Source organism: Thioclava nitratireducens, from assembly GCF_001940525.2.
Taxonomy (GTDB): Bacteria; Pseudomonadota; Alphaproteobacteria; order Rhodobacterales; family Rhodobacteraceae; genus Thioclava; species Thioclava nitratireducens.
This window is the reverse complement of sequence record NZ_CP019437.1, coordinates 3,739,683-3,763,978: the sequence shown is the minus strand read 5'-3', so window position 1 is coordinate 3,763,978 and position 24,296 is coordinate 3,739,683. Positions and strand designations below refer to the sequence as shown.

Annotated in this window: 22 protein-coding genes and 1 tRNA gene; 11 read left to right on the top strand and 12 right to left on the bottom strand. The window is 64.4% G+C overall.

The genetic code is table 11. The features are described 5' to 3' along the window. The first annotated feature begins 307 nt into the window (after positions 1–307). Positions 308–1,144, top strand: coding sequence for a DMT family transporter (locus BMG03_RS18055; RefSeq protein ID WP_075773798.1), 837 nt, complete (start codon positions 308–310; stop codon positions 1,142–1,144). Between the two features lie 4 nt (positions 1,145–1,148). Here the strand turns inward: BMG03_RS18055 and BMG03_RS18050 are convergent, their stop codons facing one another. The 5 genes from BMG03_RS18050 to fsa form a co-directional block, all read right to left on the bottom strand. Beyond that, entirely contained in the window at positions 1,149–1,631 is a 483-nt protein-coding gene (locus BMG03_RS18050) for a hypothetical protein (protein ID WP_075773799.1), read from the bottom strand. A 50-nt stretch (positions 1,632–1,681) separates the two neighbouring features. After that, positions 1,682–2,374: a CDP-alcohol phosphatidyltransferase family protein gene (locus BMG03_RS18045; protein WP_088719445.1), complete on the bottom strand. Its 693-nt coding sequence runs from the start codon at positions 2,372–2,374 to the stop codon at positions 1,682–1,684. A 42-nt stretch (positions 2,375–2,416) separates the two neighbouring features. Continuing rightward, positions 2,417–3,337, bottom strand: coding sequence for a tyrosine recombinase XerC (locus BMG03_RS18040; RefSeq protein WP_075773801.1), 921 nt, complete (start codon positions 3,335–3,337; stop codon positions 2,417–2,419). Then, complete coding sequence (locus BMG03_RS18035) at positions 3,337–4,059, bottom strand: DUF484 family protein (protein ID WP_240497676.1); 723 nt, start codon at positions 4,057–4,059, stop codon at positions 3,337–3,339. The genes BMG03_RS18040 and BMG03_RS18035 overlap by 1 nt, the downstream gene beginning before the upstream one ends. Positions 4,060–4,183: 124 nt before the next feature. After that, positions 4,184–4,834 (bottom strand): fructose-6-phosphate aldolase, encoded by a 651-nt coding sequence (gene fsa, locus BMG03_RS18030; RefSeq protein WP_075773802.1) that lies wholly within the window; start codon positions 4,832–4,834, stop codon positions 4,184–4,186. A 137-nt stretch (positions 4,835–4,971) separates the two neighbouring features. Between fsa and BMG03_RS18025 the strand changes: the two genes are divergently transcribed. After that, entirely contained in the window at positions 4,972–7,161 is a 2,190-nt protein-coding gene (locus BMG03_RS18025) for a primosomal protein N' (protein WP_075773803.1), read from the top strand. Positions 7,162–7,224: 63 nt separating this feature from the next. Here BMG03_RS18025 and BMG03_RS18020 read toward each other — a convergent pair whose 3' ends face one another. From BMG03_RS18020 to BMG03_RS18005, 4 genes are all read right to left on the bottom strand, one after another. Next, entirely contained in the window at positions 7,225–7,797 is a 573-nt protein-coding gene (locus BMG03_RS18020) for a cob(I)yrinic acid a,c-diamide adenosyltransferase (protein ID WP_075773804.1), read from the bottom strand. Further along, entirely contained in the window at positions 7,797–8,000 is a 204-nt protein-coding gene (locus tag BMG03_RS18015) for a twin transmembrane helix small protein (protein WP_075773805.1), read from the bottom strand. The genes BMG03_RS18020 and BMG03_RS18015 overlap by 1 nt, the downstream gene beginning before the upstream one ends. 61 nt (positions 8,001–8,061) lie before the next feature. Then, positions 8,062–8,901: an SDR family NAD(P)-dependent oxidoreductase gene (locus tag BMG03_RS18010; RefSeq protein WP_075773806.1), complete on the bottom strand. Its 840-nt coding sequence runs from the start codon at positions 8,899–8,901 to the stop codon at positions 8,062–8,064. Positions 8,902–9,022: 121 nt separating this feature from the next. After that, positions 9,023–9,550: an SH3 domain-containing protein gene (locus tag BMG03_RS18005; protein WP_075773807.1), complete on the bottom strand. Its 528-nt coding sequence runs from the start codon at positions 9,548–9,550 to the stop codon at positions 9,023–9,025. A 169-nt stretch (positions 9,551–9,719) separates the two neighbouring features. Here BMG03_RS18005 and parC point away from each other — a divergent pair, with 169 nt between their 5' ends. Continuing rightward, positions 9,720–11,948 (top strand): DNA topoisomerase IV subunit A, encoded by a 2,229-nt coding sequence (gene parC / locus BMG03_RS18000; RefSeq protein WP_075773808.1) that lies wholly within the window; start codon positions 9,720–9,722, stop codon positions 11,946–11,948. 132 nt (positions 11,949–12,080) lie between these two features. On the opposite strand, the gene BMG03_RS17995 is transcribed toward parC, so the two are convergent. Beyond that, positions 12,081–13,454 carry a cytochrome P450 gene (locus BMG03_RS17995; RefSeq protein WP_075773809.1) on the bottom strand — a complete coding sequence of 458 codons (1,374 nt, stop codon included), beginning with the start codon at positions 13,452–13,454 and terminating at the stop codon, positions 12,081–12,083. 167 nt (positions 13,455–13,621) lie between these two features. Between BMG03_RS17995 and tuf the strand changes: the two genes are divergently transcribed. From tuf to BMG03_RS17975, 4 genes are all read left to right on the top strand, one after another. Further along, positions 13,622–14,797, top strand: coding sequence for an elongation factor Tu (tuf, locus tag BMG03_RS17990; protein WP_075773810.1), 1,176 nt, complete (start codon positions 13,622–13,624; stop codon positions 14,795–14,797). 143 nt (positions 14,798–14,940) lie between these two features. Next, on the top strand, positions 14,941–15,816 hold the full coding sequence (locus BMG03_RS17985) for an alpha/beta fold hydrolase (RefSeq protein WP_099049370.1): 876 nt from the start codon (positions 14,941–14,943) through the stop codon (positions 15,814–15,816). Between the two features lie 123 nt (positions 15,817–15,939). After that, positions 15,940–16,608, top strand: coding sequence for a CatB-related O-acetyltransferase (locus BMG03_RS17980; protein ID WP_075773812.1), 669 nt, complete (start codon positions 15,940–15,942; stop codon positions 16,606–16,608). A 70-nt stretch (positions 16,609–16,678) separates the two neighbouring features. Further along, positions 16,679–17,665 (top strand): zinc transporter ZntB, encoded by a 987-nt coding sequence (locus BMG03_RS17975; RefSeq protein WP_075773813.1) that lies wholly within the window; start codon positions 16,679–16,681, stop codon positions 17,663–17,665. A gap of 9 nt (positions 17,666–17,674) precedes the next feature. On the opposite strand, the gene BMG03_RS17970 is transcribed toward BMG03_RS17975, so the two are convergent. Beyond that, positions 17,675–18,235 (bottom strand): type 1 glutamine amidotransferase domain-containing protein, encoded by a 561-nt coding sequence (locus BMG03_RS17970; RefSeq protein WP_075773814.1) that lies wholly within the window; start codon positions 18,233–18,235, stop codon positions 17,675–17,677. A 160-nt stretch (positions 18,236–18,395) separates the two neighbouring features. Here BMG03_RS17970 and BMG03_RS17965 point away from each other — a divergent pair. The 3 genes from BMG03_RS17965 (at position 18,396) to BMG03_RS20825 (ending at position 22,273) form a co-directional block, all read left to right on the top strand. Beyond that, positions 18,396–18,471 (top strand) — tRNA-Trp (locus BMG03_RS17965). A 269-nt stretch (positions 18,472–18,740) separates the two neighbouring features. Further along, the gene (locus tag BMG03_RS17960) at positions 18,741–21,071 is read left to right on the top strand and encodes a glycosyltransferase (RefSeq protein ID WP_157771615.1); all 2,331 of its coding nucleotides are present in this window, start codon (positions 18,741–18,743) and stop codon (positions 21,069–21,071) included. Further along, positions 21,068–22,273 (top strand): hypothetical protein, encoded by a 1,206-nt coding sequence (locus BMG03_RS20825; protein ID WP_157771614.1) that lies wholly within the window; start codon positions 21,068–21,070, stop codon positions 22,271–22,273. The genes BMG03_RS17960 and BMG03_RS20825 overlap by 4 nt, the downstream gene beginning before the upstream one ends. Here BMG03_RS20825 and BMG03_RS17955 read toward each other — a convergent pair. Then, positions 22,194–22,991, bottom strand: a complete 798-nt coding sequence (locus BMG03_RS17955) for an ABC transporter permease (RefSeq protein WP_075773815.1) — start codon at positions 22,989–22,991, stop codon at positions 22,194–22,196. The genes BMG03_RS20825 and BMG03_RS17955 overlap by 80 nt on opposite strands. Positions 22,992–23,066: 75 nt before the next feature. Here BMG03_RS17955 and BMG03_RS17950 point away from each other — a divergent pair, with 75 nt between their 5' ends. Beyond that, on the top strand, positions 23,067–24,296 hold the full coding sequence (locus BMG03_RS17950) for a KpsE/RkpR family capsule polysaccharide export protein (RefSeq protein ID WP_157771613.1): 1,230 nt from the start codon (positions 23,067–23,069) through the stop codon (positions 24,294–24,296).

Sequence of the window (24,296 nt, the reverse complement as noted above, 5' to 3'; positions counted from 1 at the left end):
GCGTTCCGCAATCCCTTCGCGCGCCCCTTCTTGCAACCTGGGAGTTCGGCGGACGGCACCGCTTTCCAGACCCGCGGCGGGGTTGCCGCCTTGGGACGAAGTTTCCGATTCACTGTATCATTCGGTCGCATTCCTCGCATGTCGGTTGACTCGAGAGCGCCGTAGCCCCTTCCCTAGTTTCTTCGTGCGCCCCGCGCGGAGAGAAGCCGTTGCGGCGAGGCCAGACATCTCAGCACGGTGCGAGGCCGCTTGCCCTTGTCGTGGCCCGGAGCTACCGATTGTCGGTCGGGCAGGGAAGGGCGCGGAAATGAGTTTGACGATCATGGCGGCGGTGCTGGGCGCGGCCTTTCTGCACGCCCTGTGGAACGCGCTGATCCGGCTTGGTGGCTCGAAAATCCGTGCGATGGTGATGCTGTCGATTGCCGAGGCGGTGATCGGCCTGGCGGTCGCCCTGTCGCGACCGCTGCCGGACAGTGCCGCGCTGGGCTGGATCCTCGCCGCGGGCGTCATCCATTTTGGCTACAAGTTCTTCCTCGCCCATGCCTATGAGCAGGGCGACCTGAGCCGGGTCTATCCGATCGCGCGTGGAACCGCGCCGATGATGGTGGCGGTCGTCTCCGCCGCCTTGGCGATCGACGCGATGAGCGGGCTCGAATATGCCGGGATCGCTGTGCTGGGCCTCGGCATCGCCTTGATGGCGCGCGGCGTGTTCACCGATGGCGAGAGTCGCCGTCTGCTGCCCTACGCGATGGGCTCGGCACTCGCGACTGCGACCTACACGCTGGTCGACGGGATGGGCGCGCGCATATCGGGCGAGCCGGTGGGCTACGTCGGGTGGATCATGGTGTTGGGTGGCGTGCTCTTCGCCTCAGGTATGCTGGCGCAGCGCGGCACCGCGATGCTGCGCGCCGTGCCGCGCGAATGGGGAATCGCGACGCTCGGGGCTGCGGCGTCTTACGGGGCTTACGCGATCTCGATCTGGGCGATGACCCGCGCGCCGATCGCGCTGGTCGCGACCCTGCGCGAGACCTCGATCCTGTTCGCGGTGCTGATCGGTTGGCTCGTTTTCGGCGAGAAGATGCGGGTTACGAAAGCGCTTGCCGCGCTGCTGATCGTCTCGGGCGTGGTGCTGACGCGGGTCTGAGTGCTCAGAACCGCGGCCGACCGTCGGCGTCGCAGCTTACGGGCATGGCCTCGTCCGAAGATCGCGCCACGAGGTACCCGTCCGTGATCTGCAGCGGCGTGAAGGGCGGTTCCTGGATCGCGGGTTGAATCTGGCGCACCACGTAACAGCCCCCGAAGCTCTCGGTCTTTCCGTCACGCGTCCGGGCGGTCACCGTCACCGCGAGAGTCGTGTAGATAGAGCCGGCCGCGCCTTCCGACGTCATGGGGCCGACCGTGACCGAGGCCTCCGCCGTGTCGGCGTAGCCTCTCGCGAAATCCGCATAATCGCCATCCTCTTCCGGATCGGCGTAATAGCTCCAGGCGCGGGCGTATTGATGCAGCGAGATCGCGTTATAGAGCGAGCGGACCAGCGCAGCGGGGGTGGAGCGGTCGTCGAGATAGTCCGGCGCGGCGATGGCCGACTGCGCCGAGAACACGACGGCAATGAGCGCGAAAGTGTGACGCATGAGGCCTCCTGAAAACTGTTGCCGCGGACCGCCGGAGCGGCCGTCGCAGGTCAACGCCGTTCAGGGACGATTTGTTGCACGATGCCGACGAGCAGCAGGTAGAACGAGGTCACGACCAGCCCCCAATGCGCCCAGCTCGCCGGGTCGAAATCGACCCATGCGGCCCAGCCCGCGAAGAAGGTCCACAGTAGCGCCACAGGCAGAGAGACCACGCGCCAGCGCTTCGTGCGCACGGGGTGGATGAATTTCAGCGGCAGGAACATCGCGATGGCAAGCGCCACGACCACCACGAGGATCGTCCAATAGCCGGGCTTCAGCGCGAACAGCACCAGCACAAGCATGTTCCACGCGCCCGGAAAACCCTGAAACGAGTTGTCCTTCGTCTTCATCCGGGTGTCGGAGAAATAGACCACGCTGCCATAGGTGATCGCGATGATCGCGAGCCAGCCCGTCCATCCCGGCAGCAGGCTCGACTGGAACAGCGCGAAGGCAGGGATGAATACATAGGTCAGGTAGTCGATGATCAGGTCCATCAGGACACCGTCATAGAGCGGAAAATTCGCCTTCACATCGTAGCGCCGCGCGAGCGGACCATCGATCCCGTCAACGAAGAACGCGGTGACGAGCCAAAGGAACATCATCGACCATTGGCCTTCCGCGGCCGCGAGGAGCGCGAGCATCGACAACACCGCGCCGGTGGCGGTCAGAAGGTGGACGAAAAGGGCTTTGATGCGGATATCCATTTGTCCGTGATGCCGGATTTGCGACGCAGGGGCAAGCGAACTTCAGGCGCGCGGATGGCTCTTGTCGTAGATTTCCATAAGTCGCGCCGCGTCGACGGCAGTGTAGATCTGGGTGGTGCCGAGGCTCGCATGGCCCAGCAGTTCCTGAATGGCGCGCAGATCGCCGCCAGCGGCCAGCAAATGCGTGGCAAAGCTGTGGCGCATCGCATGCGGCGTCGCGGTCGAAGGCAGGCCAAGCGACATGCGCGCCCGCTCCATCGCCTTGGAAATCATCCGCGGATTGAGCGGCTTTCCGCGTGCGCCGTAGAACAAGGGGGCGTCCGGCTCGGCCGGGTAGGGGCACAGGCGAATGTATTCGGCCACCGCCTCGCGGGCGGCGGGGACGACCGGGACCAGCCGTTCTTTGTCGCCCTTGCCGCGGATGCGCAGCACCTCGGGCAGCGGGTGGGCGTCGGCGCGCAGCGCGAGCGCCTCGGATATCCGCAGCCCGCAGCCATAAAGCAGCGTCAGCACGGCGGCATCGCGCGCGGCGATCCACGGCTCCATCGCTTGCGTGTCGACCTGTTCGATCATCTCGGCGGCGGCGTCTTCGTTCAGCGGTCGCGGCAGCTTGCGTTGATATTTCGGGCTGCGGGTCGAGAGGATATGGCTCGCGTCGAACCCGTCGCGATCGGCGAGCCAGCGGATGAAGCTTTTGACCGAGGACAGAGCGCGGGCGAGCGAGCGCGACGAGACCTCGCGCGACCGCTCATGCGCCATCCATGCCCGCATGTCGGAAGGGCCGAGCTGCGCGATCCGGGCGGTGCCGAGGCTCTCGCCATGATGATTTTGCAGAAATCCTAGGAAGCCCGCCACGTCGCGCCGATAGGCGGTGATCGTATGCTCGGACGCGTCGCGTAAACCGCGCAGATGGCTCAGCCACTCGGCGAGCGCGTCTAGCAGCCCTGCGGACGGCTCCGCCATCAATCCAGCCAGCGGCGCATCGTGCGTTCGAATACGCCTGCGAAGAAGGCCAGAAGATCGGTGCCCTGCGAGGGTTTGAACTGATGCGGATCCTCGGCGGCCATGACCAGCATGCCCGGCAGCCGGCCCTCGCCCAGATCGAGCTGCATCAGCGCCTCGGAGCGCACCCAGTTCGCGGCCTCGCCGAAGATCGCCTCGGAGCCGGGAACGGTCTGGCGCAGCACGACCTGTCGCGGCTGCCCGCCGCGCCCGCCGCGCATGTATTCGGTGATGAAGCCGGGTTCGGCCACGCAAAGCACCTCGCCCAGCTGGCGAAGTGCCGGGTCGTCCTCGTTCTGGTGGCTCTCGAGCACCAGGCGCACCGCATCGACGCGCAGGATCTCGGCCACTTCGGAAGCCAAATTCGACAGGAAGGACTGAAAGTCATGCGGGTCGAGCATCCGCAGAACCGCGCGGTGAATCTGGTTGGTACCTGCGAGGTTCTCATAGGCGGCGGCGATGACAGACCGGTGGGTGTCTTCCAGCCGGTCGAGCCGCGCCTCCAGCCGGGACATGGCCGCGCCGCGCAGATCGACGATATTGCCGCCCATCGCCGCTTCGTTCGCGGCGATCAGCGCCCGCATCAGGTCGCGGTCCTCGAGAATCACGTCAGGGTCGGAAATGATCTTGTCGCGGAGTTGCTCCACGAGGGCCGGTTCGGTCATGCCTGTCTCGTCGCTCATCGATGCGTCATTTTTTCCGAGCATACACGATGCGCATCGCGACGCAGTCCAAAAATCGGCCCCCGCGACGAAAAAGGCCCGCCGGATAGGCGGGCCTGTGCCGTTTCGGACGTACGCCGGAAGATCAGATCTTCTGGCCGGTCGCTTCCCAATCCTTGAGGAACTGGGCCAGACCCTTGTCGGTCAGCGGATGGTTCGCCATCGACTTGATAACCGCCGGCGGGGCGGTGATCACGTCGGCGCCGATGCGCGCGGCGTCGCTGATGTGGTTCACCGAGCGGATCGAGGCGGCGAGGATCTGGGTCGAGAAATCGTAGTTGTCATAGACCGTGCGGATGTCTTCGATCAGATCCATCCCGTCGAGGTTGATGTCGTCGAGGCGGCCGATGAAGGGCGAGATGAAGGTCGCGCCCGCCTTCGCGGCGAGGATCGCCTGCGCGGTCGAGAAGCACAGCGTGACATTGACCATGTGGCCTTCGGATGCGAAAGCCTTGCAAGCGGTCAGGCCCTCCCAGGTCAGCGGCACCTTGATCGCGATATTGGGGGCGATCTTGGCGAGCTTCATACCTTCTTCGATCATGTCCTTGGCTTCGGTGGCCACGACTTCGGCCGAGACCGGCCCGTGGACCATGTCGCAGATTTCCTTGGTGACTTCGAGAATGTTGCGGCCCGATTTCAGGATCAGCGACGGGTTGGTGGTCACGCCATCGACCATACCCAGATCGTTGAGTTCCTTGATCGCGGCGGTGTCAGCGGTATCGACGAAGAATTTCATGGCAGCTCTCCTTGGCGGCAGTCGCGAGCGTGTTAGCGCAAAAGCGGCGAGGGTGAAAGAGGTCGCAACGCCAGAGGGGCTCAGCCCCGCGGCTTCGCCGCTCCCGGGAATATTTAGTGCAGTTGGAAGGCATGGCGATGTCTGAACCCGGTTGGTTCGAAGAGGGCGCGCGGGTCGCGGTGCTGACAGCGGAGCCGATCGGGCGGCCGCTCGATTACCGCGCGCCGGAGGGCGGCTGCTACAACGGCGCTTTCGTCGAGGTGCCGCTGGGGCCGCGCAAGGTGCTGGGTGTGGTCTGGGGGGCGGGCGAGGGCGGTTTCGACGCGGCCAAGCTGCGCGCGGTGAACCGGGTCTTCGACGTGCCGCCGATGCGCGACGAACTGCGCATCTTTCTCGAGCGGATGGCGGAGTACACGATGACGCCCCTGCCGCAGGTTTTGCGCCTCGCGACGCGGGCGCCGGGCTTGGGCGATCCGCCGGGGATGCGCAAGATCTACCGCTTGGGCGATCGTGAGCCGTCGCGGATGACCGATGCGCGGGCGCGGGTGCTCGAGGTGCTGGAAGAGCATGGCGGCGCGGGGTTTTACCTGAGCGAGTTGGCGCATCTGGCGGGGGTGACGACGCAGGTGGTGAAAGGGCTGGTGAAGACTGGTGCGCTGATCGAGGCGGAGGTCCCGCGCGATCAGCCCTTCCCGCGGCTCGATCCGGCGCGGCCCGGCAAGGCGCTGTCGGAGGCGCAGGCCGCCGCGGCGGAGGCGTTGCGGGCAGGCTCCGGGGCATATTCGACGACGCTGCTTAAGGGCGTGACCGGATCGGGCAAGACGGAGGTTTATCTCGAGGCCGTCGCGGAATGTCTGCGCAAGGGGCGGCAGGCCTTGGTGCTGTTGCCCGAGATCGCTCTGAGTTCCGAGTTCCTTTCGCGGGTCGAGGCGCGGTTCGGCGCGCGCCCCGGCGAGTGGCATTCCGGCGTCACGCAGAGCGAGCGGCGCAGGCTGTGGAAGGCCTGCGGTGCGGGCGAGGTGCAGCTTGTCGTCGGCGCACGCTCGGCGCTGTTCCTGCCGTTTCGCGATCTGGGGCTGATCGTCGTCGATGAGGAGCATGACAGCTCCTACAAGCAGGAGGAGGGCGTTCTCTATAATGCGCGCGACATGGCGGTGCTGCGCGCCTCGGGTTGTTCGGCGCAGGTGGTGCTGGCCTCGGCGACGCCCAGTCTCGAGACATGGGCGAACGCGGAGGCGGGGAAGTATCAGCGGCTTGATCTGGGCGCACGGTTCGGCACGGCGGAACTGCCCGAGATGGGCACGATCGACATGCGTGACGAGGCGATCGAGAGCGCGCATTGGATCGGGCCGACGCTGGTGAAGGAGGTGCTGGCGCGGGTGGCCGAGGGGCAGCAGGCGATGCTGTTTCTCAACCGTCGCGGCTATGCGCCGGTCACGATCTGTCGGGCCTGCGGGCATCAGATCGGCTGCGATCATTGCGACGCGCGGATGGTCGAGCACCGTTTCCTGAAGCGCCTCGTCTGCCACCAATGCGGCGAGACGAAGCCGATCCCGGTGAAATGCCCGAGTTGCGAAGTGGAAGGGAAGCTCGCGCCGGTCGGGCCGGGGGTCGAGCGGCTGGCCGAGGAGGTTGCGGAGCGCTTCCCCGACGCGCGCCTGGCGGTGCTGTCTTCCGACCTGTTCGGTTCAGCCCGCGCGCTGAAGGAGAAGATCGCCGAGATCGCACAGGGCGAGGCGGATATCATCATCGGCACCCAGATCGTGGCGAAGGGGCATAACTTCCCACGGCTGACCTTGGTGGGCGTGATCGACGCCGATCTGGGCCTGCAAGGCTCGGACCTGCGCGCGGCGGAGAAGACATTCCAACTGATGCGGCAGGTGGCGGGCCGGGCGGGCCGCGCCGAGGAGAAGGGCGCGGCGCTGTTGCAGACCTATCAGCCCGAGCACCCGGTGATCCGGGCGATTCTGGGTGGCGACGAGGAGGCGTTCTGGGCGCAGGAGGCGGCCGCGCGGCAGGCGCAGGGCGTACCGCCTTACGGGCGGATGGCCGGGATCATCCTGTCGGGGCCGGACCTGCAGCCGCTTTTCGAGATCGGCAATCACCTGGCGCGCAACGACGCCGCGCTGCGCCGGATCGGCGCGCAGGTCTTCGGGCCCGCGCCTGCGCCGATCGCGCGGGTGCGCGGGCGGCATCGGGTGCGGATGCTGGTGAAGGCAGAGAAAAGCGCGCCGCTGCAGGGCGCGCTCAAGGCTTGGCTCAAGGGGCTGAAGCTGCCGACGAATGTGCGGCTCGCAGTCGATATCGATCCGCAGAGCTTCCTTTGAGGGCGCCTAGCGGCTGCCTCTTCCCTTCGCCGGTGGTTTCTGGAAGCTCCGCCACTGACTTCGTTAGCGGTTCGCTCCGGGAACCCATAACACATCATCCTTGCCATCGTCATTCGCGATCCGGGCTGCGACGAAGAACCAGTCGGACAGGCGGTTTAGATATTTCACTGCCCATTCGTTGACGCCTTCGATCGCGGCGAGGGACACGGCTTCGCGCTCGGCACGACGCGCGACGGTGCGCGACATGTGAAGGTGCGCCGCGAGCGCCGTGCCGCCCGGCAGGATGAAGCTGCGCAGCGGCTCGAGCTTCTTGTTCATCGCGTCGATCTCGGTCTCGAGCCGGGTCACCTGGGACTCGACCATGCGCAGGACCGGGTAGCCCGCCTCGTCGTCATGTTCCATGTCCGGGCGCGCCAGATCGGCGCCCAGATCGAAGAGGTCGTTCTGGATCACGGAAAGCTGCTTTTGCAGCGCCTCGTCGGCATGCAGGCGCGCGATACCCACGGTCGCGTTCAGCTCGTCCACCGTGCCATAGGCGGTCACGCGCGCGGAATGTTTGGCGACGCGCACCCCGTTCGAGAGCGCGGTTTCCCCGGCGTCGCCGGTGCGCGTGTAGATGCGATTGAGAACGACCATCAGCCACCCTTTCTGAGATAAACGAACAACAGGATCAGCGCGATCGCGACCGCCTGGGCGGCAATGCGCAACCGCATCAGCTTGTTGGCATGTTTCTTGTTGAAATCGCCCCCGCGTCCGAAGCCCGCGATGCCGATCATCAAGATCACCAGAACCGCCAGACTTGCCACGGCGACGATGTAGAATAACGGGTCGTTGCGCATGTAGTCTCTCTCCCTCTGGGCTCAAGACATAGCTGGAGATCACGAAAATGCGAAAGGATTTTCAGCCCTTGGCCAGCACCCAGTCGAGCATCCGGTCCGGCAGGAAGCGGCGCACGACACTGATCGTCTTCGTGGGCGTGGTGATCTTGTAGCGCGGCTTCGGGTTCGGGGCCTCGAGCGCCTTGAGGATCGCCTTCGTCACCTCGGAGGGCGGCAGTTCGAACGTGTCGGGCTTGCCGCGGCTTTGGTAGAGACGCTTTAGCAAGCTGCCCTCGTATTGCGCGCGGCGGGCGGAGTTCTTCCAATCCACCCATTTCTCGAAAGGCGGGATCGAATTGACCCGGATTTTCGAGGTGATAGGACCCGGCTGGATCAGCACGATCTTGATATCCGTATCTGCCATCTCGAGCCGCATCACGTCGGTCAGCCCTTCCAGCGCGAATTTCGTCGAGGCGTAGGCTGCGCGCCATTTCAGACCGACGAAGCCCAGCACCGAGGAGCATTGCAGGATGCGTCCTTCGCCGTTGTCGCCCTGTGCGCGCATCACCTTGATCGCGCGGGTCGTCAGGTCGTGCAGGCCAAACAGGTTGGTCTCGAAAATCTCGCGCAGCGCGCCGGGCGGAATGTCCTCGGCAGCGCCGGGGCAGGCGAAGGCGGCGTTGTTGTAGAGCGCATCAAGCCGGCCATGCCCGCGCGCGAGCGCCTCGTTGAAGCCAGCCTCGATGCTTTCGGGATCGGCCACGTCGAGTTGGAACGAGACCAAGCCCTCGGAGCGCAGACGTTCGCAATCCTCTTCGCGGCGGCAGGTGGCGAAGACTTTCCAGCCCGCGGCCTTCAGCCCGTGGGCCGCGTCGTAGCCGATGCCCGAGGAGCATCCGGTGATCAGAATCGTCTTGGCCATGCGCGCGCCTTCCCTCTGATCCGGCGAGGCAAAGAAAAACCCGCCGGAGATATGCCTCCGGCGGGAATATTTTGACCCGGGTGGAAAAACAAGATTTTAGCGGTGCACCGCCTGTGAAAGCTCAGTTCGCCGGGCGCAGATATTTCTTCGAGACCCAGCCTTCGGTGCCGCCGCCTTCGATCTTCACATGCGCCCAACCTCCGCTCTCGGCCACAACGAGCACTTGATCGCCTTTGCGGACGCTGTCGATCGCGGCATTGCTGGTCGAGGGGCCCGAGCGCACGTTGAGGGCATTGGCCGAGACGCTCCAGAGCGTGCCGCCGTCGACTTCCGGCGCAGCGGTCTTGCGATGTTCCGGCGAGGGTTTGAGCTCAGGGCCCGGCATCCGCGTTTTCGGCGTAATGCGCGTGATCAGCGACGCCTTCTCGATTTTCGGCGTATCGGTCGGCGATGTGGCGGCCGCCTTCGCGACAATTTGAGGCGCTTCGCTGGCCGAAAGTTCTTGACTGTCGGTCGCGGCGCGTGACACCTGTACCGTGTCATTTGACGTAGCCGCAGAGGCCTGTTCGACGTCCCCGGGGACGTCGCGACCGGCGATGGCCATAACGGCGTAAATACCCGCCAAAGTGGTCAGCAACAACTTACCCATGTTCAACCCCCTGATTCCGAATTGGCAGCTGGGGAATCATTGAAATGTTAACACGATTCCGCCTGCTCTACGTCGGTGAAATTCCGCCGACGGGGGAAAAGTTCCTTGGAAAATCTTATTCCTGCTTTTCCCGCTGGACCGGGATCGGGCTCGGCTTTAGTAAATCGGCATGAGCAGTGACGAAGAAAATCCCCTCTCCACCAGTTCCGAACCGCTGAGCCGCGCGATTGGCGAGCGCTATCTGACCTATGCGCTCTCGACGATCATGCACCGGGCGCTGCCCGATGCGCGCGACGGGTTGAAGCCGGTGCATCGGCGCATCCTCTTCGCGATGCGCGAACTGAAGCTGTCGCCCACCGGCGGCTTTCGGAAATCCGCGAAGATCTCGGGTGACGTGATGGGGAACTACCACCCCCATGGCGACGCCGCGATCTACGACGCGATGGCGCGTCTCGCGCAGGATTTCGCGATGCGCTACAAGCTCGTCGACGGGCAGGGCAACTTCGGCAATATCGACGGCGATAACCCGGCAGCCTCGCGTTACACCGAGGCACGTCTGGCCTCACCGTCCGAGTCGCTTCTGGAAGGTCTGGCCGAGAACGCGGTCGATTACCGCCCGAACTACGACGGTACGCTGACCGAGCCGGTCGTGCTGCCCGCCGCCTTTCCGAACCTGCTGGCCAATGGCGCGAGCGGCATCGCGGTCGGCATGGCGACGAACATCCCCCCGCATAACCTCGGTGAGTTGGTCGAGGCGCTCTTGGAGATGATCAAGCGCCCCGCCATCACTGATGACGAGCTGGTCGAGCATATCCCCGGCCCCGACTTCCCGACCGGCGGCGTGCTGGTCGAGCCGCCCGAGAATATCCGCGACGCCTATCGCACCGGGCGCGGTGCATTCCGTCTGCGGGCGCGCTGGGAGAAAGAGGATCTCGGCCGCGGTCAGTGGCAGATCGTCGTCACCGAGATTCCGTATCAGGTGCAGAAATCGAAGCTGATCGAGCGTCTGGCCGAGGTCATCCAGACCCGCAAAGTGCCCGCGCTGGCCGATGTGCGCGACGAGAGTGCCGACGATATCCGCATCGTGCTGGAGCCGAAATCGCGCACCGTCGAGCCCGAGATGCTGATGGGGATGCTGTTCAAGAACTCCGATCTTGAGGTCCGCTTCTCTCTCAACATGAACGTGCTGATCGACGGGCGGGTGCCGAAGGTCTGCTCGCTCAAGGAGGTGCTGCGCGCCTTCCTCGATCACCGGCGCGAGGTGCTGCTGCGCCGTTCGCAGCATCGGATGGACAAGATCGACGCGCGTCTGGAAGTGCTCGAAGGCTACATTATCGCCTTCCTGAACCTCGACCGGGTGATCGAGATCATTCGCTACGAGGACGAACCCAAAGCGATGCTGATGGCCGAGTTCGAACTGTCGGACGTGCAGGCCGAAGCGATCCTAAACATGCGCCTGCGCAGTCTGCGCAAGCTCGAGGAGATGGAACTCAAGCGCGAGCGTGATGCACTGATCGAAGAGCGCTCGGGACTGGAAGACCTTCTCGCCTCCGAAAAGCTGCAATGGAAGACGATCGGCGGTGAGCTGAAAGAGATCGACAAGAAATTCGGCCGCAACGCCGAGGGCGGCGCGCGACGCACCGGCTTCGCCGAGGCTGGTGAGGTCGAGGAAGTGCCGATCGAGGCGATGATCGAACGCGAACCGATTACCGTGATCCTGTCGAAGATGGGCTGGATCCGGGCGATGAAGGGCCACAACGCGCTAGACGCCGAGGTGAAGTTCAAGGATGGCGACGGGCCGATGTTCGCCATGCATGCCGAGACCACGGACCGGATCGTCGCGATGGGCTCCAACGGGCGCGCCTATACCGTGCTGGGGGCGAATCTGCCCGGCGGGCGCGGCATGGGGGAGCCACTGCGGCTGATGGTCGACCTGCCCAACGAGGCGGAGGTGACGCATCTGCTGCTGCCGAAGGCGGGCGAGAAATACCTTCTAGCCTCCTCGGATGGCGACGGGTTCGTCTGCCCGGGCGAAGAGCTCGTGGCGCAGACCAAATCGGGCAAGCAGGTTCTGAACATGAAGGGGGCGGCGAAAACCACCGTCTGCTCGAAGATCGACGGCGACACGGTCGCTTGCGTCGGTCAGAACCGCAAGCTGCTGGTCTTCCCGCTGGAAGAGCTGCCCGAAATGGCGCGCGGCAAGGGCGTCCGTTTGCAGAAATACAAGGACGGGGGGCTGAGCGACGCCAAGACCTTCACCCTGGCCGATGGTCTGAGCTGGAAGGATCCGGCGGGCCGCACGCGGACCGAGACCGACCTCGCCGAATGGACCGGAAAGCGCGCCTCGGCGGGCCGCATGGCCCCGCGTGGCTTCCCGCGGGACAACAGGTTCACCTGAGGCTTTGCCTGAGGGATCGTCCGGGCAGGCCCGGGCGATCCGGCAGGGGGCGCTGCCCCCTCTTGCCCTGTCGGGCAATTCACCCCCGGGATATTTTCGCCAAGGCGAAGCATGAGTGTTCGCTCTCGCCCGTCACGCGCGCTTTACCGTCAGCCAGATGCCGCCCTTTGGGCGTGTCGTCAGGATCATCTCCGGCACAGGCTCGCGCCCCGGAACGGCGGTGAAGCGGAACCGGGCGAGGAGCGTGGCGAGGATGATCTGTGCTTCCTGCATCGCGAAGCCCGCGCCGATGCAAATCCGCGGCCCGGCCCCGAAGGGCAGGAAGGCGAAGCGGTCATGCGTCGGATCGGCGAAACGATCCGGGCGGAAGGCATGCGGGTCGTCCCACAGCGCGTGGTGACGGTGGAGCGCGTAGATCGGCAGCATCACCGTGTCGCCTGCGCGCACCTCGCGCCCCAGAAGCGTGTCGGGTTTGCGCGCCGTGCGCGACAGGAAGCCCGCAGGCGGGTAGAGGCGCAGGCTTTCGTTCACGATCTGCGCGACGAGGGGCATCTTTGGCAGGTCATCGACGGTCGCCGCATGCGCGCCGAGCGCGGCCTGCGCCTCGCTGCGGGCGGCCTCCTGCACCGCCGGGTCGAAGGCGCAGAGATAGAGCGCCCAGGCGAGCGTCAGGGCGGTGGTCTCATGGCCTGCGACAATGAAGGTCAGCAGGTTGTCGCGTAGCTCGGCCGGGCTCATCTCGCGGCCGGTTTCGGGGTCCTGCGCGCCGTCGAGCAGGTCCAGAAGGTCGGGCACCGCCTTCGCCTCGCTCGCGCGCCGGGCCTCGATCGCGCTGTCCGCATGGCGCTTGAGGTCGCGCACGACGCCCGAGGAGATCACCCGATGCGGGCGCGGCACCCAGGCGGGCAGGGCGAAAAGATCCAGAAGCGAGACCTTTGCCGTCTGCGCGATATAGGCGTCGATCGCCCGATGGATCGCGGCTCGGTCGAAGCCCTCGTCGCCCGAGAAGGTCACGTCCGAGATCACCTCGAAGGTCGCGGCCACCATTTCCTGATGCAGGTCCACCGCGCGACCGGTATCGGCGGCGGTGCTGATGCGCGCGGCAGAGGCCTCCGCTGCGGCCCCCATGACGGGGGCGAGCGCCTCCATGTTGCGCGCGGCGAAGACCGGAGAGGCGGCGCGGCGCTGCCAGCGCCATTCGGCCCCTTCGGCGACGAATAGCCCTTCCCCTACGGCAGGGCCGAGAATGAGCTTGGTCACCACCGATTTCGGATAATCCTCGACGCGCGTCTTGAGGATGTGACGCAGGCTGTCAGGGTCCATCACCATATGCCAGCGCGCGCCTGTATTGCCCGAGATGATCGGTGCATGGGTGGCCAGTTCCGGTATTATTTCCAACAGGTTGCGCCGCGCAGCCCGGAAGCTCGCGAGAATCCCCAGCGGGTGCTCGGCAAGCGGTGCGCGGGCGGGAAGGCGGTGGGTGTCGTCTGTCGCAGCGTAATCCATGACGGGATGGTAGTGCGGAGCGGGTCGCTGCCCAAGCGAAACCGCGAACACAGACAGGGGAAACCCTGCATTCCGGGCTTGATTTTTCCCCGCCAGGGCAATAGGTAGCGCGCGATATTGACTCGGGCTCGCTGCTAGCGGCCCCCTAACCAGAGGCGCCCCGCGAGATGGCAAAGGAAAAGTTTGAACGTAACAAACCGCACGTCAACATCGGCACGATTGGCCACGTTGACCACGGCAAGACGACGCTGACGGCTGCGATCACGAAGTATTTCGGTGATTTCCGCGCGTATGACCAGATCGACGGCGCGCCGGAAGAGAAAGCCCGCGGCATCACGATCTCGACCGCGCACGTGGAGTACGAGACCGAGTCGCGTCACTACGCGCACGTCGACTGCCCCGGCCACGCCGACTACGTGAAGAACATGATCACGGGTGCCGCGCAGATGGACGGCGCGATCCTGGTCGTGAACGCAGCTGACGGCCCGATGCCGCAGACGCGCGAGCACATCCTGCTCGGCCGTCAGGTCGGCATCCCGGCGATGGTCGTGTACCTGAACAAGGTTGACCAGGTCGACGACGAGGAGCTGCTCGAGCTCGTGGAAATGGAAGTTCGTGAACTTCTGTCGTCCTACGACTTCCCCGGCGACGATATCCCGATCATCAAGGGTTCGGCTCTGGCCGCGATGGAAGGCCGTGATCCGGAAATCGGCGAGAACTCGATCCGTGCTCTGATGGAAGCTATCGACAGCTACATCCCGACGCCGGAGCGCGCCGTGGACCAGCCCTTCCTGATGCCGATCGAAGACGTGTTCTCGATCTCGGGTCGTGGTACGGTTGTGACCGGCCGCGTCGAGCGTGGCGTGATCAACGTCGGCGACGAACTGGAAATCGTGGGCATCCGCGACACCTCGAAGACGACCTGCACGGGCGTCGAGATGTTCCGCAAGCTGCTGGACCGTGGTGAAGCTGGCGACAACATCGGCGCGCTGCTGCGCGGCATCGACCGTGACGGCGTCGAGCGTGGTCAGGTTCTGTGCAAGCCGGGTTCGGTGAAGCCGCACACGAAGTTCGAAGCTGAAGCCTACATCCTCACCAAAGAGGAAGGTGGCCGTCACACCCCGTTCTTCGCGAACTACCGTCCGCAGTTCTACTTCCGCACGACGGACGTGACCGGCACCGTGACGCTGCCCGAGGGCACCGAGATGGTGATGCCGGGCGACAATCTGAAGTTCGAAGTCGAACTGATCGCTCCGATCGCGATGGAAGACGGTCTGCGCTTCGCAATCCGCGAAGGCGGCCGCACCGTCGGCGCCGGCGTGGTGTCGAAAATCATCGAGTGATCTTCGGATCATTTGGACTTGCGAAGGGCCGCCCGCTTGGGCGGCCCTTTTACTTTGCGTGAAAGGCGCGGTGCCGGTGGTCGCAATCGCGGGTGTCTCGCGCTAGATCTTCTGCGGATTGGGGGCGTGGGAGGATGCAAGACATGGTGGAGACGAACGGTGCGCGTGAGCGGCACTGGGACGTGGACGGGCTACGGATCGCCGGGCTCGAATGGGGCCCCGAGGAGGGGCTGCCGGTCTTGGCGCTGCATGGTTGGATGGATCATGCAGCAAGCTTTGCCGAGCTCGCGCCGCGGCTGAATGGCTGCCATGTCGTCGCGCTCGATTTGAGCGGGCAGGGGCTGAGCGGGCATCGCGCGGCCCATGCGAGCTACAATATCTGGGACGACTTGCCGCAGATCCTGCGGGTGCTCGACGCTCTGGGCTGGAAGGAGTGCGTGCTGCTGGGCCATTCGCGCGGCGCCAATATCTCGGCGTTGCTGGCGGCGGCGATGCCGGAGCGGGTGCGGGGTTTCATCGCGCTCGATTCGCTGGCCCCCGAGCCGGTGGCGCAGGATTTCGTCACAACTCTGCGCGCCTATCTGACCGAAGTGCCAACGCAGGCGGCGCGACCTCCGCGCCGTTTCCCGACGCGCGAGGCCTATATCGCGCGCCGCGCGGGGCAGGGCAATGCGCGCGCGGTGGCCGAGGCGCTGGCGGAGCGTGCGCTGGAAGACGGCCCGGAGGGCTGGCATCTGCGCGGCGACCGGCGGCTGTTCGCAAGCTCTGCAGCGAAACTCGATCGCGACGATGTGGAGGCGGTGCTGCGGGCGATCCGGGCACCGGTGCTCAATATCTGGGCTGCGGACGGGATCCGGGCGCGGCGCGAGGGCACGGCGGAGCTGGCGCGATGGGGGGCCGAGCTGATCGCCGATTATGAGAGCGTGGAGATCGCAGGCGACCACCATTTCCACCTCGACCCTGACGCGGCGGAGCAGATCGCGAAGGCGATGACGGAGTGGCGCGCGCGCAAGCTGTGACCGGACGGCTGGCGCGGACCCGTCGCTTGCGCTAGACTGGACGAGCACGCAATGGAGGCGCCGATGGACAAGACCCTTTTCTGATCCCGTTTCCCTGAAACTCTGATCGAGAGAGGTCTCTCCATGTCTGCCCATCCGCTGCCGCGGCGCTTTCCTGCGCCCGATACCCGCAATCCTGTACTGCTGCCCGATGGCATGCCGCATGAACCCACCGTGTTCCTGCAGGCGGTGATCGATCATCCCAATATCGAGGTCGGGCGCTATGCTTATTACAGTCCTCTCGTTCCCGTGCCGGACGCGGCGGCGGAGCTGGCGCCGTATCTGTTTCCCGGCTGCCCCGAGCGGCTGGTGATCGGCCCCTTCGCGCAGATCGCTCATGGGGTGCGCTTCATCACCGCCTCCGCAAATCACCCGATGGGCGGGATTACGACCTATCCGTTCCGGATTTTCGACATGGAGACAGCGGGGAAATATCTCGAGGAGAACGCCGCGACTGGGGACACTGTCATCGGGCCGGATGTCTGGCTTGGCTTCAACGCGATGGTGATGCCCGGCGTGACGATCGGCGCGGGGGCGATCGCGGCGGCTGGCTCGGTTGTGGCGCAGGACGTGCCGCCCTTCGCCATCGTTGCTGGCAATCCGGCGCGCGTGGTGCGGTCCCTGTTCAACCCCGATGAGATTGCACAATTGCTCGAACTGGCGTGGTGGGGCTGGCCGGTGGAGGCCATACAGGCCGCGCTTCCGGCACTGGAAGCAGGCGATGTCGCCGCACTGGCCAGACACGCACCCTAAGCGAGAGGCTTGCCGCTGCGCGCAACGACGCTAGGCTCTGGGCAACGCTACGATTTCGCCCGGAGCCCGGATGACCAACAGCCCGATCCTCTTCTCGCATATCCTCTCGGGCGCGCCCGATCCTGACGGGCCTGCCGATATCGTCGAGGCGCTACGGGACGAACGGCTCGCCTGGGCGCATCTGGACGGGACGCACCCGCGGGCGCAGCGCTGGATTCGCGAGGAGCTGGATTACCTCGACCCGCAGGCGGTGGAGGCGTTGCTCGATGTCGATACGCGCCCGCGCATGAGCCAGATCGGCGAGGGGCTTCTGGTGATCCTGCGCGCGATCAACTTCAACGAGGGCGAAGACCCCGAGGATATGGTCTCGCTGCGGATGTATCTCGACCGGCAGCGCATCCTGACGATCTCGCGCAAGCGCGTGCGCGCGATCGAGCACATGAACGTAGCGATCCGCGACGGCCAAGGGCCCAGCGACGCGGGCAGCTTCCTCGTGCAACTCACCGAGGATATCGTCGGCAATATCGGAGTGTTCCAGAGCGAATTGGACGAACGCGCCGAAACGCTAGAGGATCAGGTCTATGGCGGGCACGCCGATCATATGCGCCGCGACGTTCTGGACCTGCGGCTGCAGGTGATCGCGGCGCGGCGTTACCTCGCGCCGCAACGCGAAGCCCTGATCCGTCTGACGCAGGCGGAAAGCCCGATCATCGACGAGGTTACGCGGCGCGAGATCGAGGAAGAAGCGTTGAAGATGACGCGGATTTCGGAAGATATGGACGAGCTGCGCGATCAGGCGCAGGTGCTCCGCGAGGAACTCTCGAGCCAGCTGTCGGATCGGGTGAACCGCAACACCTTCGTGCTGTCGGTGGTCTCCACGATCTTCCTGCCCCTCGGGTTTCTCACCGGACTGTTCGGGGTCAACATCGGCGGGATGCCGGGGCTGAATTCCGACAATGCGTTCAATTATCTGGTGATCGTCTGCGTGGTGATCGTCGCCGTGCAGTTGATGGTCATGGGCCTCCTGCGCCTCTATTCGAAGCGCAGGAAGCGGTAATTCACGCGATCAGGCGGCGTCGCGCATGTGGCGACCTTCCTGCACCTCCTCGATGATCTTTGCGACGAAATCGTCGAGATCCTTCGGGTTGCGCGAGGTGACGACGCCATTGTCGGAAACCACGGATTCGTTGACCCATTCGCCACCGGCGTTTTCGACATCGGTGCGCACCGAGTGATACGAGGTCATCTTGCGCCCCTTGGCGATCCCGGTTTCGATCAGAAGCCAAGGTGCGTGGCAGACCGCGGCTACAACCTTCCCCTGGTCATAGAAATTGCGCAGCAGGTCCAGCGCGCTTTTCTCGACACGAAGAAGGTCGGGGTTGATCTGACCGCCGGGTAGAACGATCGCATCGTAATTCGACGCGTCGACATCGGAGATCTTGCGCTGCACCGAAACGGTTTCGCCCCAGTCGGTTTCGTCCCAACCGCGGATATCTTCGCCGTCGAGCGAGGCGATGTCGATCTGCGCGCCTGCTTCGATCAGCTTGTCGCGCGGAACGGTCAATTCGGCCTGCTCGAAACCATCGGTGGCCATGATCAGAATGCGGGCTTCGGTAATCTTGGGCATATGCTTTCCTTTCCAGAGGCGCAGCTTGCGCGGGTTCGGAGGAAAAACGATCTGTGCTCGGCTTGCGTTCCACGGCGATTTCTTCGGCGGGGAAATGCGAGATCGATGGAAAGGTACTTGATTTCGGTCGCGCGAGACTTTAGCACCCACGCCACGGCCTAGGGGTATAGCTCAGTTGGTAGAGCATCGGTCTCCAAAACCGAGGGTCGCGGGTTCGAGTCCCTCTGCCCCTGCCAGCCGTTTCCTGAAAATTTACGTTCGTTCGCGTAACGTTCCGAAAGATGGCGTCACCTGACGCCGATTTCGGACGCTATCGCGAGGAATCGTTGTGCTGGGCAGAATTTTCCGGGTCTTTCATCGATATGCCGACGCGAATCTCCGAATCTCTCGGACTGTGGGCGGTTTAGGCGCGCGCGCGGAAGCTTGGGGCCTGCATGTCACGCGATATGAGTATAGCGGAAACCGTCTTCGGCTGGAGGGGCGAATCGCCGCTCCGGAGCTGGTCTTGCGGTTGGACAGCGTGACGCAACGATGCGCCCTTGAACCCGACGTTTCAGGGGTGGCGAAATTCGCCTTCGATCTGCCGTTTTGGCCCGGTCGGGTAGAACTGGCCATTCCCGGTAAAGGAGCTGAAGGGCAAGGAAACGAAAGCTGGACCTTGCCGCCGATCGGACGCCTTCGTCTCACTTTCGGGCAGCTGCGTATTGCGCCGATATTTCTTTGGCGGCTCGCCTCTCATGCCGGCGACATCTGGCGATGGCGAAGCCGCGGCGACAGTTCCGCGGGGATGAGGGTGAAGTCGGCACTGGGGTTTGTGGCGCAATCGCGAGGTGCGCTTCTGCCGTCCAACTTGTTGCGCACCGGACCGCCTGACGAACCGCCGGCTTCCCCCGCGATCGTGATTGTCTTGCCAGTTTTCAACGCGCGGAATCTGCTGCGCGAGACGCTCGATCGCATCGTTCGGCATACGGATCTCGATTGGCACATGATCGTGGTCGAAGATCGCTCGACCGATCCCGAGATGCGGCCGTTTTTGCGCGATTGGTGTAAGGCCAAAGCCAACGTGACGCTTCTGGAAAATGCAGCGAATCTGGGCTTCGTCGCCTCCGTCAATCGCGGGTATGAGGAGGTCCTGAATCGCTTCCCAGACCGTCCCGTGGTCTTGCTGAATTCGGATGTCTTCGTGCCTGCGGGCTGGGCGTCGCGGCTTGTGGAGCCGCTCACCGACCCTGAGGTGGCAAGCGTGACGCCAATGTCGAATGACGCGCAGATATTGTCGGTGCCGTTGCCTGGTACGCGGAGCGATCTGCCGCCCGGGGCCGTCGATCAGATCGATGCCATCGCCGCGAAGTTGGAACCTTCGCAAGCGCGCGCCGATCTGCCCACCGGGATCGGTTTTTGCATGGCGCTCGCACCCCGCTTTCTTTCCCAACTCTCGCGCTTCGATCCCGGATTCGGGCGCGGCTACGGAGAAGAGACGGATTGGTGCCAGAGGGTGCGACGGCTCGGGGGGCGCCATGTCGGGATAAGCTCGCTTTTCGTCGAGCATCGGGGCAGTGCCTCCTTCGGTCCGTCGGCGCGCCAGAAACTGGTGGAACGCAATCACGCGAAGATCGAGCGGCGCTATCCGAGCTATCCGCGCGCGGTCGGTCGGTTTCTTAGCCGCGACCCGCTGGCAGCTCCTCGTTTTGTGCTTGCCTTGGCGCGTGCGGGCGCATTGCAGGCCGCGCCGCTCAAAATCTGGCTCGGACATTCCCTTGGTGGCGGCGCAGAGATTCGGCTGCGTGAGGAAATCGCCGCGGAGCTTCGCGCCGGGCGGCGCGGCGTCGTTCTGCGTGTCGGCGGTACGGCTCGTTGGTCCATCGAGCTTCACGACCCGCTCGGCCTATGCATCACAGAGACGGCGGATCGGGCAGCGATCCTTTCTCTGCTGCAGGTCCTTCCAGAACGCCACGTAATCTATTCCTGCGGCGTCGGTCATTCGACGCCGCTCGAAATCCCAGAGCTGTTAGTCGATCTGTCCCGAGGGCACCAACTCGACATTCTTTTCCACGACTATTTCCCTCTCAGTGAGGCATACACCCTCCTGGAAGAGGGGCCCAGTCTGCGCGACATCCCGGCGCGTATCGATCTGCGCCCCGGATTCCGAAAGCCGCCTCGCGTGCATTCAAGCGGCGACCGATCGGAATGGGAAGATGCATGGGGTGCGGCAATGACCGCCGCGACGTGCTTGCGAGTTTTCTCGCGCAGTTCCGCTGGCATCGTTGCGTCGGTTCGCCCCGACCTTGCGGATAAGATCGACTGCAAGCCGCATGACAGGAGGCGACCTGCACGTCTGACCTATCCGCATCACAGGCACCTGGCGAACTCCGGCACCTCCTCGAATGCTGACAGATCTGCGCAGCCCGTTATTGGCGTGCTTGGCCATATCGGCCTGCACAAGGGGGCCTCGGTCGTGGAAGCCGTAGGCGATGCGTGCATCGCTGACGGGCGCGCGCGGCTCGTGCTACTGGGGACTCTCGATCCGCGGTTTCATCTCGACGCGCCGAACCACATCCATGGGCCGTTCGAGCGGTCTGACTTGCCGATACTGGTTGCGCATCACGGAATCGATCGGTGGTTTATCCCGTCGCTCTGGCCGGAGACCTTTTCGTTCACGACGCACGAGGCCCTCGGCACCGGCCTGCCGGTGACCTGTTTCGATCTCGGCGCACAGGCCGAGGCGGTCAGGGCTGCGGGCGGACAGGGATGCGTTTTGCCGCTGCCACGGTATCCATCGGATGTCGACATGGGTCGCCTGCTCGGACAGCCCGACTGCGAAAGGTGGGTGGCATGACATTCGAGGACAGTGTCGCCGTCTTCCACGTCGGCGCTCCGAAATGCGGCAGTTCGGCCCTTCAATCGGCATGGAGCGTACACCCGGACAGGGCGTCACGCACCGGACATCGCGTGCGCTATATCGGCGCGGCGAAGGTCAGGGGATTGGTGATGCCGCTGCGCGGCAGGGCCGTGTCACATGCCGCGGCGCTTTCTCCTTACGGATATGTCTCGATGCCAGATCCGGGTCGCGAGGTCGGGGCAAGACCCTTCGCCGCTTTCCTCCAGAGAGAAATGGCGCGCGCCCACAGAGGCGGCTACATCCCGTTTTTCTCGAATGAGGGATGGATTCGGCGCCCCGAAATTTTTGCGTCGCTGCTCGCCGACCTTGGCCATCCGCCCGTCACCGTGTTGGCCTTCCTGCGGCCGCCTTTGACATGGATGAATGCGGCGTTCTGGCAGTGGGGCGTCTGGAGCCGTCCCTGCTTTGACGATTGGCTGCGCGCCTGGCGGTGTCCTTATAGCTTCGGTGCCGATCTCGCGGCTTGGGTGCGTATTCCCAATGTTCGCTTGCAGGTCGCCCCAGCAGGGCATGACGCGGTCGCTTGCACCGATGCTCTCTTTCAAACATCGAGCCAGCCGTCCCGGCAGCGTCACAGAACTGGCAGCGCGGCGCAGATTGGTTTCCTACTGCGCAATCGGCGCTTCCGCCCAGATACCCATCGCGCCGAAATCGAGTTCCTGTTGCAGAGGCGTTTGGCGGCGGGGCCTATGCTTCGCCGCGCGTGGGCAATCGCGCCGCATCATGTGGAGACGCTGCAGGAGATCGCGCAGACCCAGCGCCAAAAGCTCGAGCGCGTGTTACCCGCTACCCAGGCGGAGGCCATACGCGACGATCCGTTCTGGGCTTCACCCTATCCCTATCATCCCGAAATAGAGAAAGGTCCTGCACAGCTAGACGATCTCGACGAATTGCGCGTCTTTGCGGGGCGGCTCCTCTCTGGGTCATGGCCAGCGGACGCAACGCTTAGAGAACTCGATCGGTTGATCGCAAAGCGTCTCGATACCCTTCTGCACAAGGACCGTTGTGGTCGATGGCGCGCCGCGCTGTTCGGTGCGCCTTCGCGCCGATCCGCAACGCTCACCTTGCGAGGAGATCCCGGTAACGCGTCCCGAGCGCCAGAAGGCCGATGGCCAGCGCCACGAGTGATACGCCGATGACCCAAGGCGCGGAAAGATGATCGGGCTCGTAGGTCGGGAAGAACCCGTGCCTCAGATAGCCGATGACATGTACGAGCGGGTTGAACCACAGGACGTCTGCGGCCCACGTCGGCAGGTGATCGGTGAGGAAAAACACACCGGATATCAGGAACATAGGTCGCATCAGGATCGACCATATCTGCTGCCAGACAGGGATACGCAGGAAGAGAAAACAGTTGAGCGTTCCGATGCCGAAGGACAACAGCACGGCAAGACTCGCCGCCTCGAATATCCGCAGCGGATCAGGGCTCGCGCGGGAGTCGAAGATCAGCAGGCAGCCCTGAAGAACTAGGTAAGAGACGATGAGTTTCGTGAGTGCATTCAAAATAAGTCGCGCGATGAGTGCATCGAGAAAGCTCACCGTCGGATAGGCCAGAAGGGCGCGCGAGTAGGTGAGCGCGTTGGCGACTTTCGATTGGACCTCCGAAAACAGCATGAAGGGCAGTAGCCCTGTCGCATAGAAAAGCTCGAAACTGGCTCCGAGCGGCGGAGCATGGAAGGTCAACGAAAAGAAAAGAGTGAGCAAGGCGATGCCGCCGACCGGCTCGAGGAGAGCCCAGAGATAGCCCCCCGGCGAGCGGCCGTAGCTGGCGGACATCTCGCGCAAGATGAGCGCGCCGATCGCACGAAGAGCCGGGAAGGACCGGTTGGGGGGACTGGGCGCATGTGAGAAAAACATTTCGAGCCTCGTTTACCGGTTTTCAATTCGGATCGTGTTCGCTGGGATCCGATGCGATCAATAGTGGAGCCAATTGTGAAACACGCGGTTAACGAGCCTGCGCGTGCCGCGACCGTTCTCGCTACGGGGGCGGGGTTGCGCGACGTCTCCCAGCCGCTACGACCAGTGCCGAGCGCTTACGCCCCGCCTGCCCGCAAGGCGCGTTGGCGGCGGCGCCATCATGCGGTGGGGTTGAGCTTCGTGGCGCTGGTGATCGCGCCGGTTCTGGCCGCTGCCTGTTTTCTTTACGCGCAGGCTGCAGATCAGTTCGTCTCTCGCGTCGGCTTTACGGTTCAGCGCAAGGAGGCCGGCCCGGCATTCGATATTTTCGGCGGGCTATCCAGCCTGTCGGGGGCGTCTTCGGACGATACGGATATTCTGTATGAGTTTATTCAAAGCCCCAGCCTTGTCGCCGAGATCGACGATGCGCTCGATTTGAGAGCGATTTGGTCGCGCAAGCGATCAGATCCGGTGTTCGGGCTGTCGACCGACGCCAATTTGGAGGATCTTGTCGCCTATTGGCGGCGCATGGTCCATGTGCGGCACGGCGCGGGTGCCGGGCTGCTCGACATCGAGGTGCGGGCTTTCGACCCGGTCTCGGCGCAGCGGATCGCGCAGACCTTGATGGCCCGCAGCTCGACGATGATTAATCGGCTCAGCAACGCGGCGCGCGAAGACGCGATCCGCCATGCGCGCGGCGAGTTGCGGCGCGCGGAGGGGCGACTGAAGGCGGCGCGCATGGCACTCACCACCTTCCGCAATCGCCATCAACTGATCAGCCCGGAGATGGATTTGCAAAGCCAAGCTGGGGTTCTGGGATCGCTGCTCGAGCAGCAGGCGCATGTGATGATCGAGAGCGATCTACTACGCGGCACCGTGCGCAGCGGTACGGATCCGCGGTTGAAGCAGGCCGCGCGGCGGCTGGCGGTGATCGAGAAACGGATCGTGGCGGAACGGCGCAAGCTTGGCATCGAGGGCGGCACGAAGGACGAAGCCTATGCAAGCATCGTGGGCGAATTCGAGCGGCTCATGACGGAGCGCGAATTCGCAGAGCGTGCCTATGCGGCAACGCGTGCGAGCTTTGAGGCGGCGGAGGCCGAGGCGCGCCGCAAGAGCCGTTTCCTCGCGACATTCATGGCACCGACCCTCGCTGAGAGCGCCGAATATCCACGCCGCGAAACGCTTCTTGCGCTGATCGCCGGCAGCTTGATTTTGCTTTGGGCGATTGGCGTGCTGGCGGGCTATGCGATCCGGGACCGTCGGTAA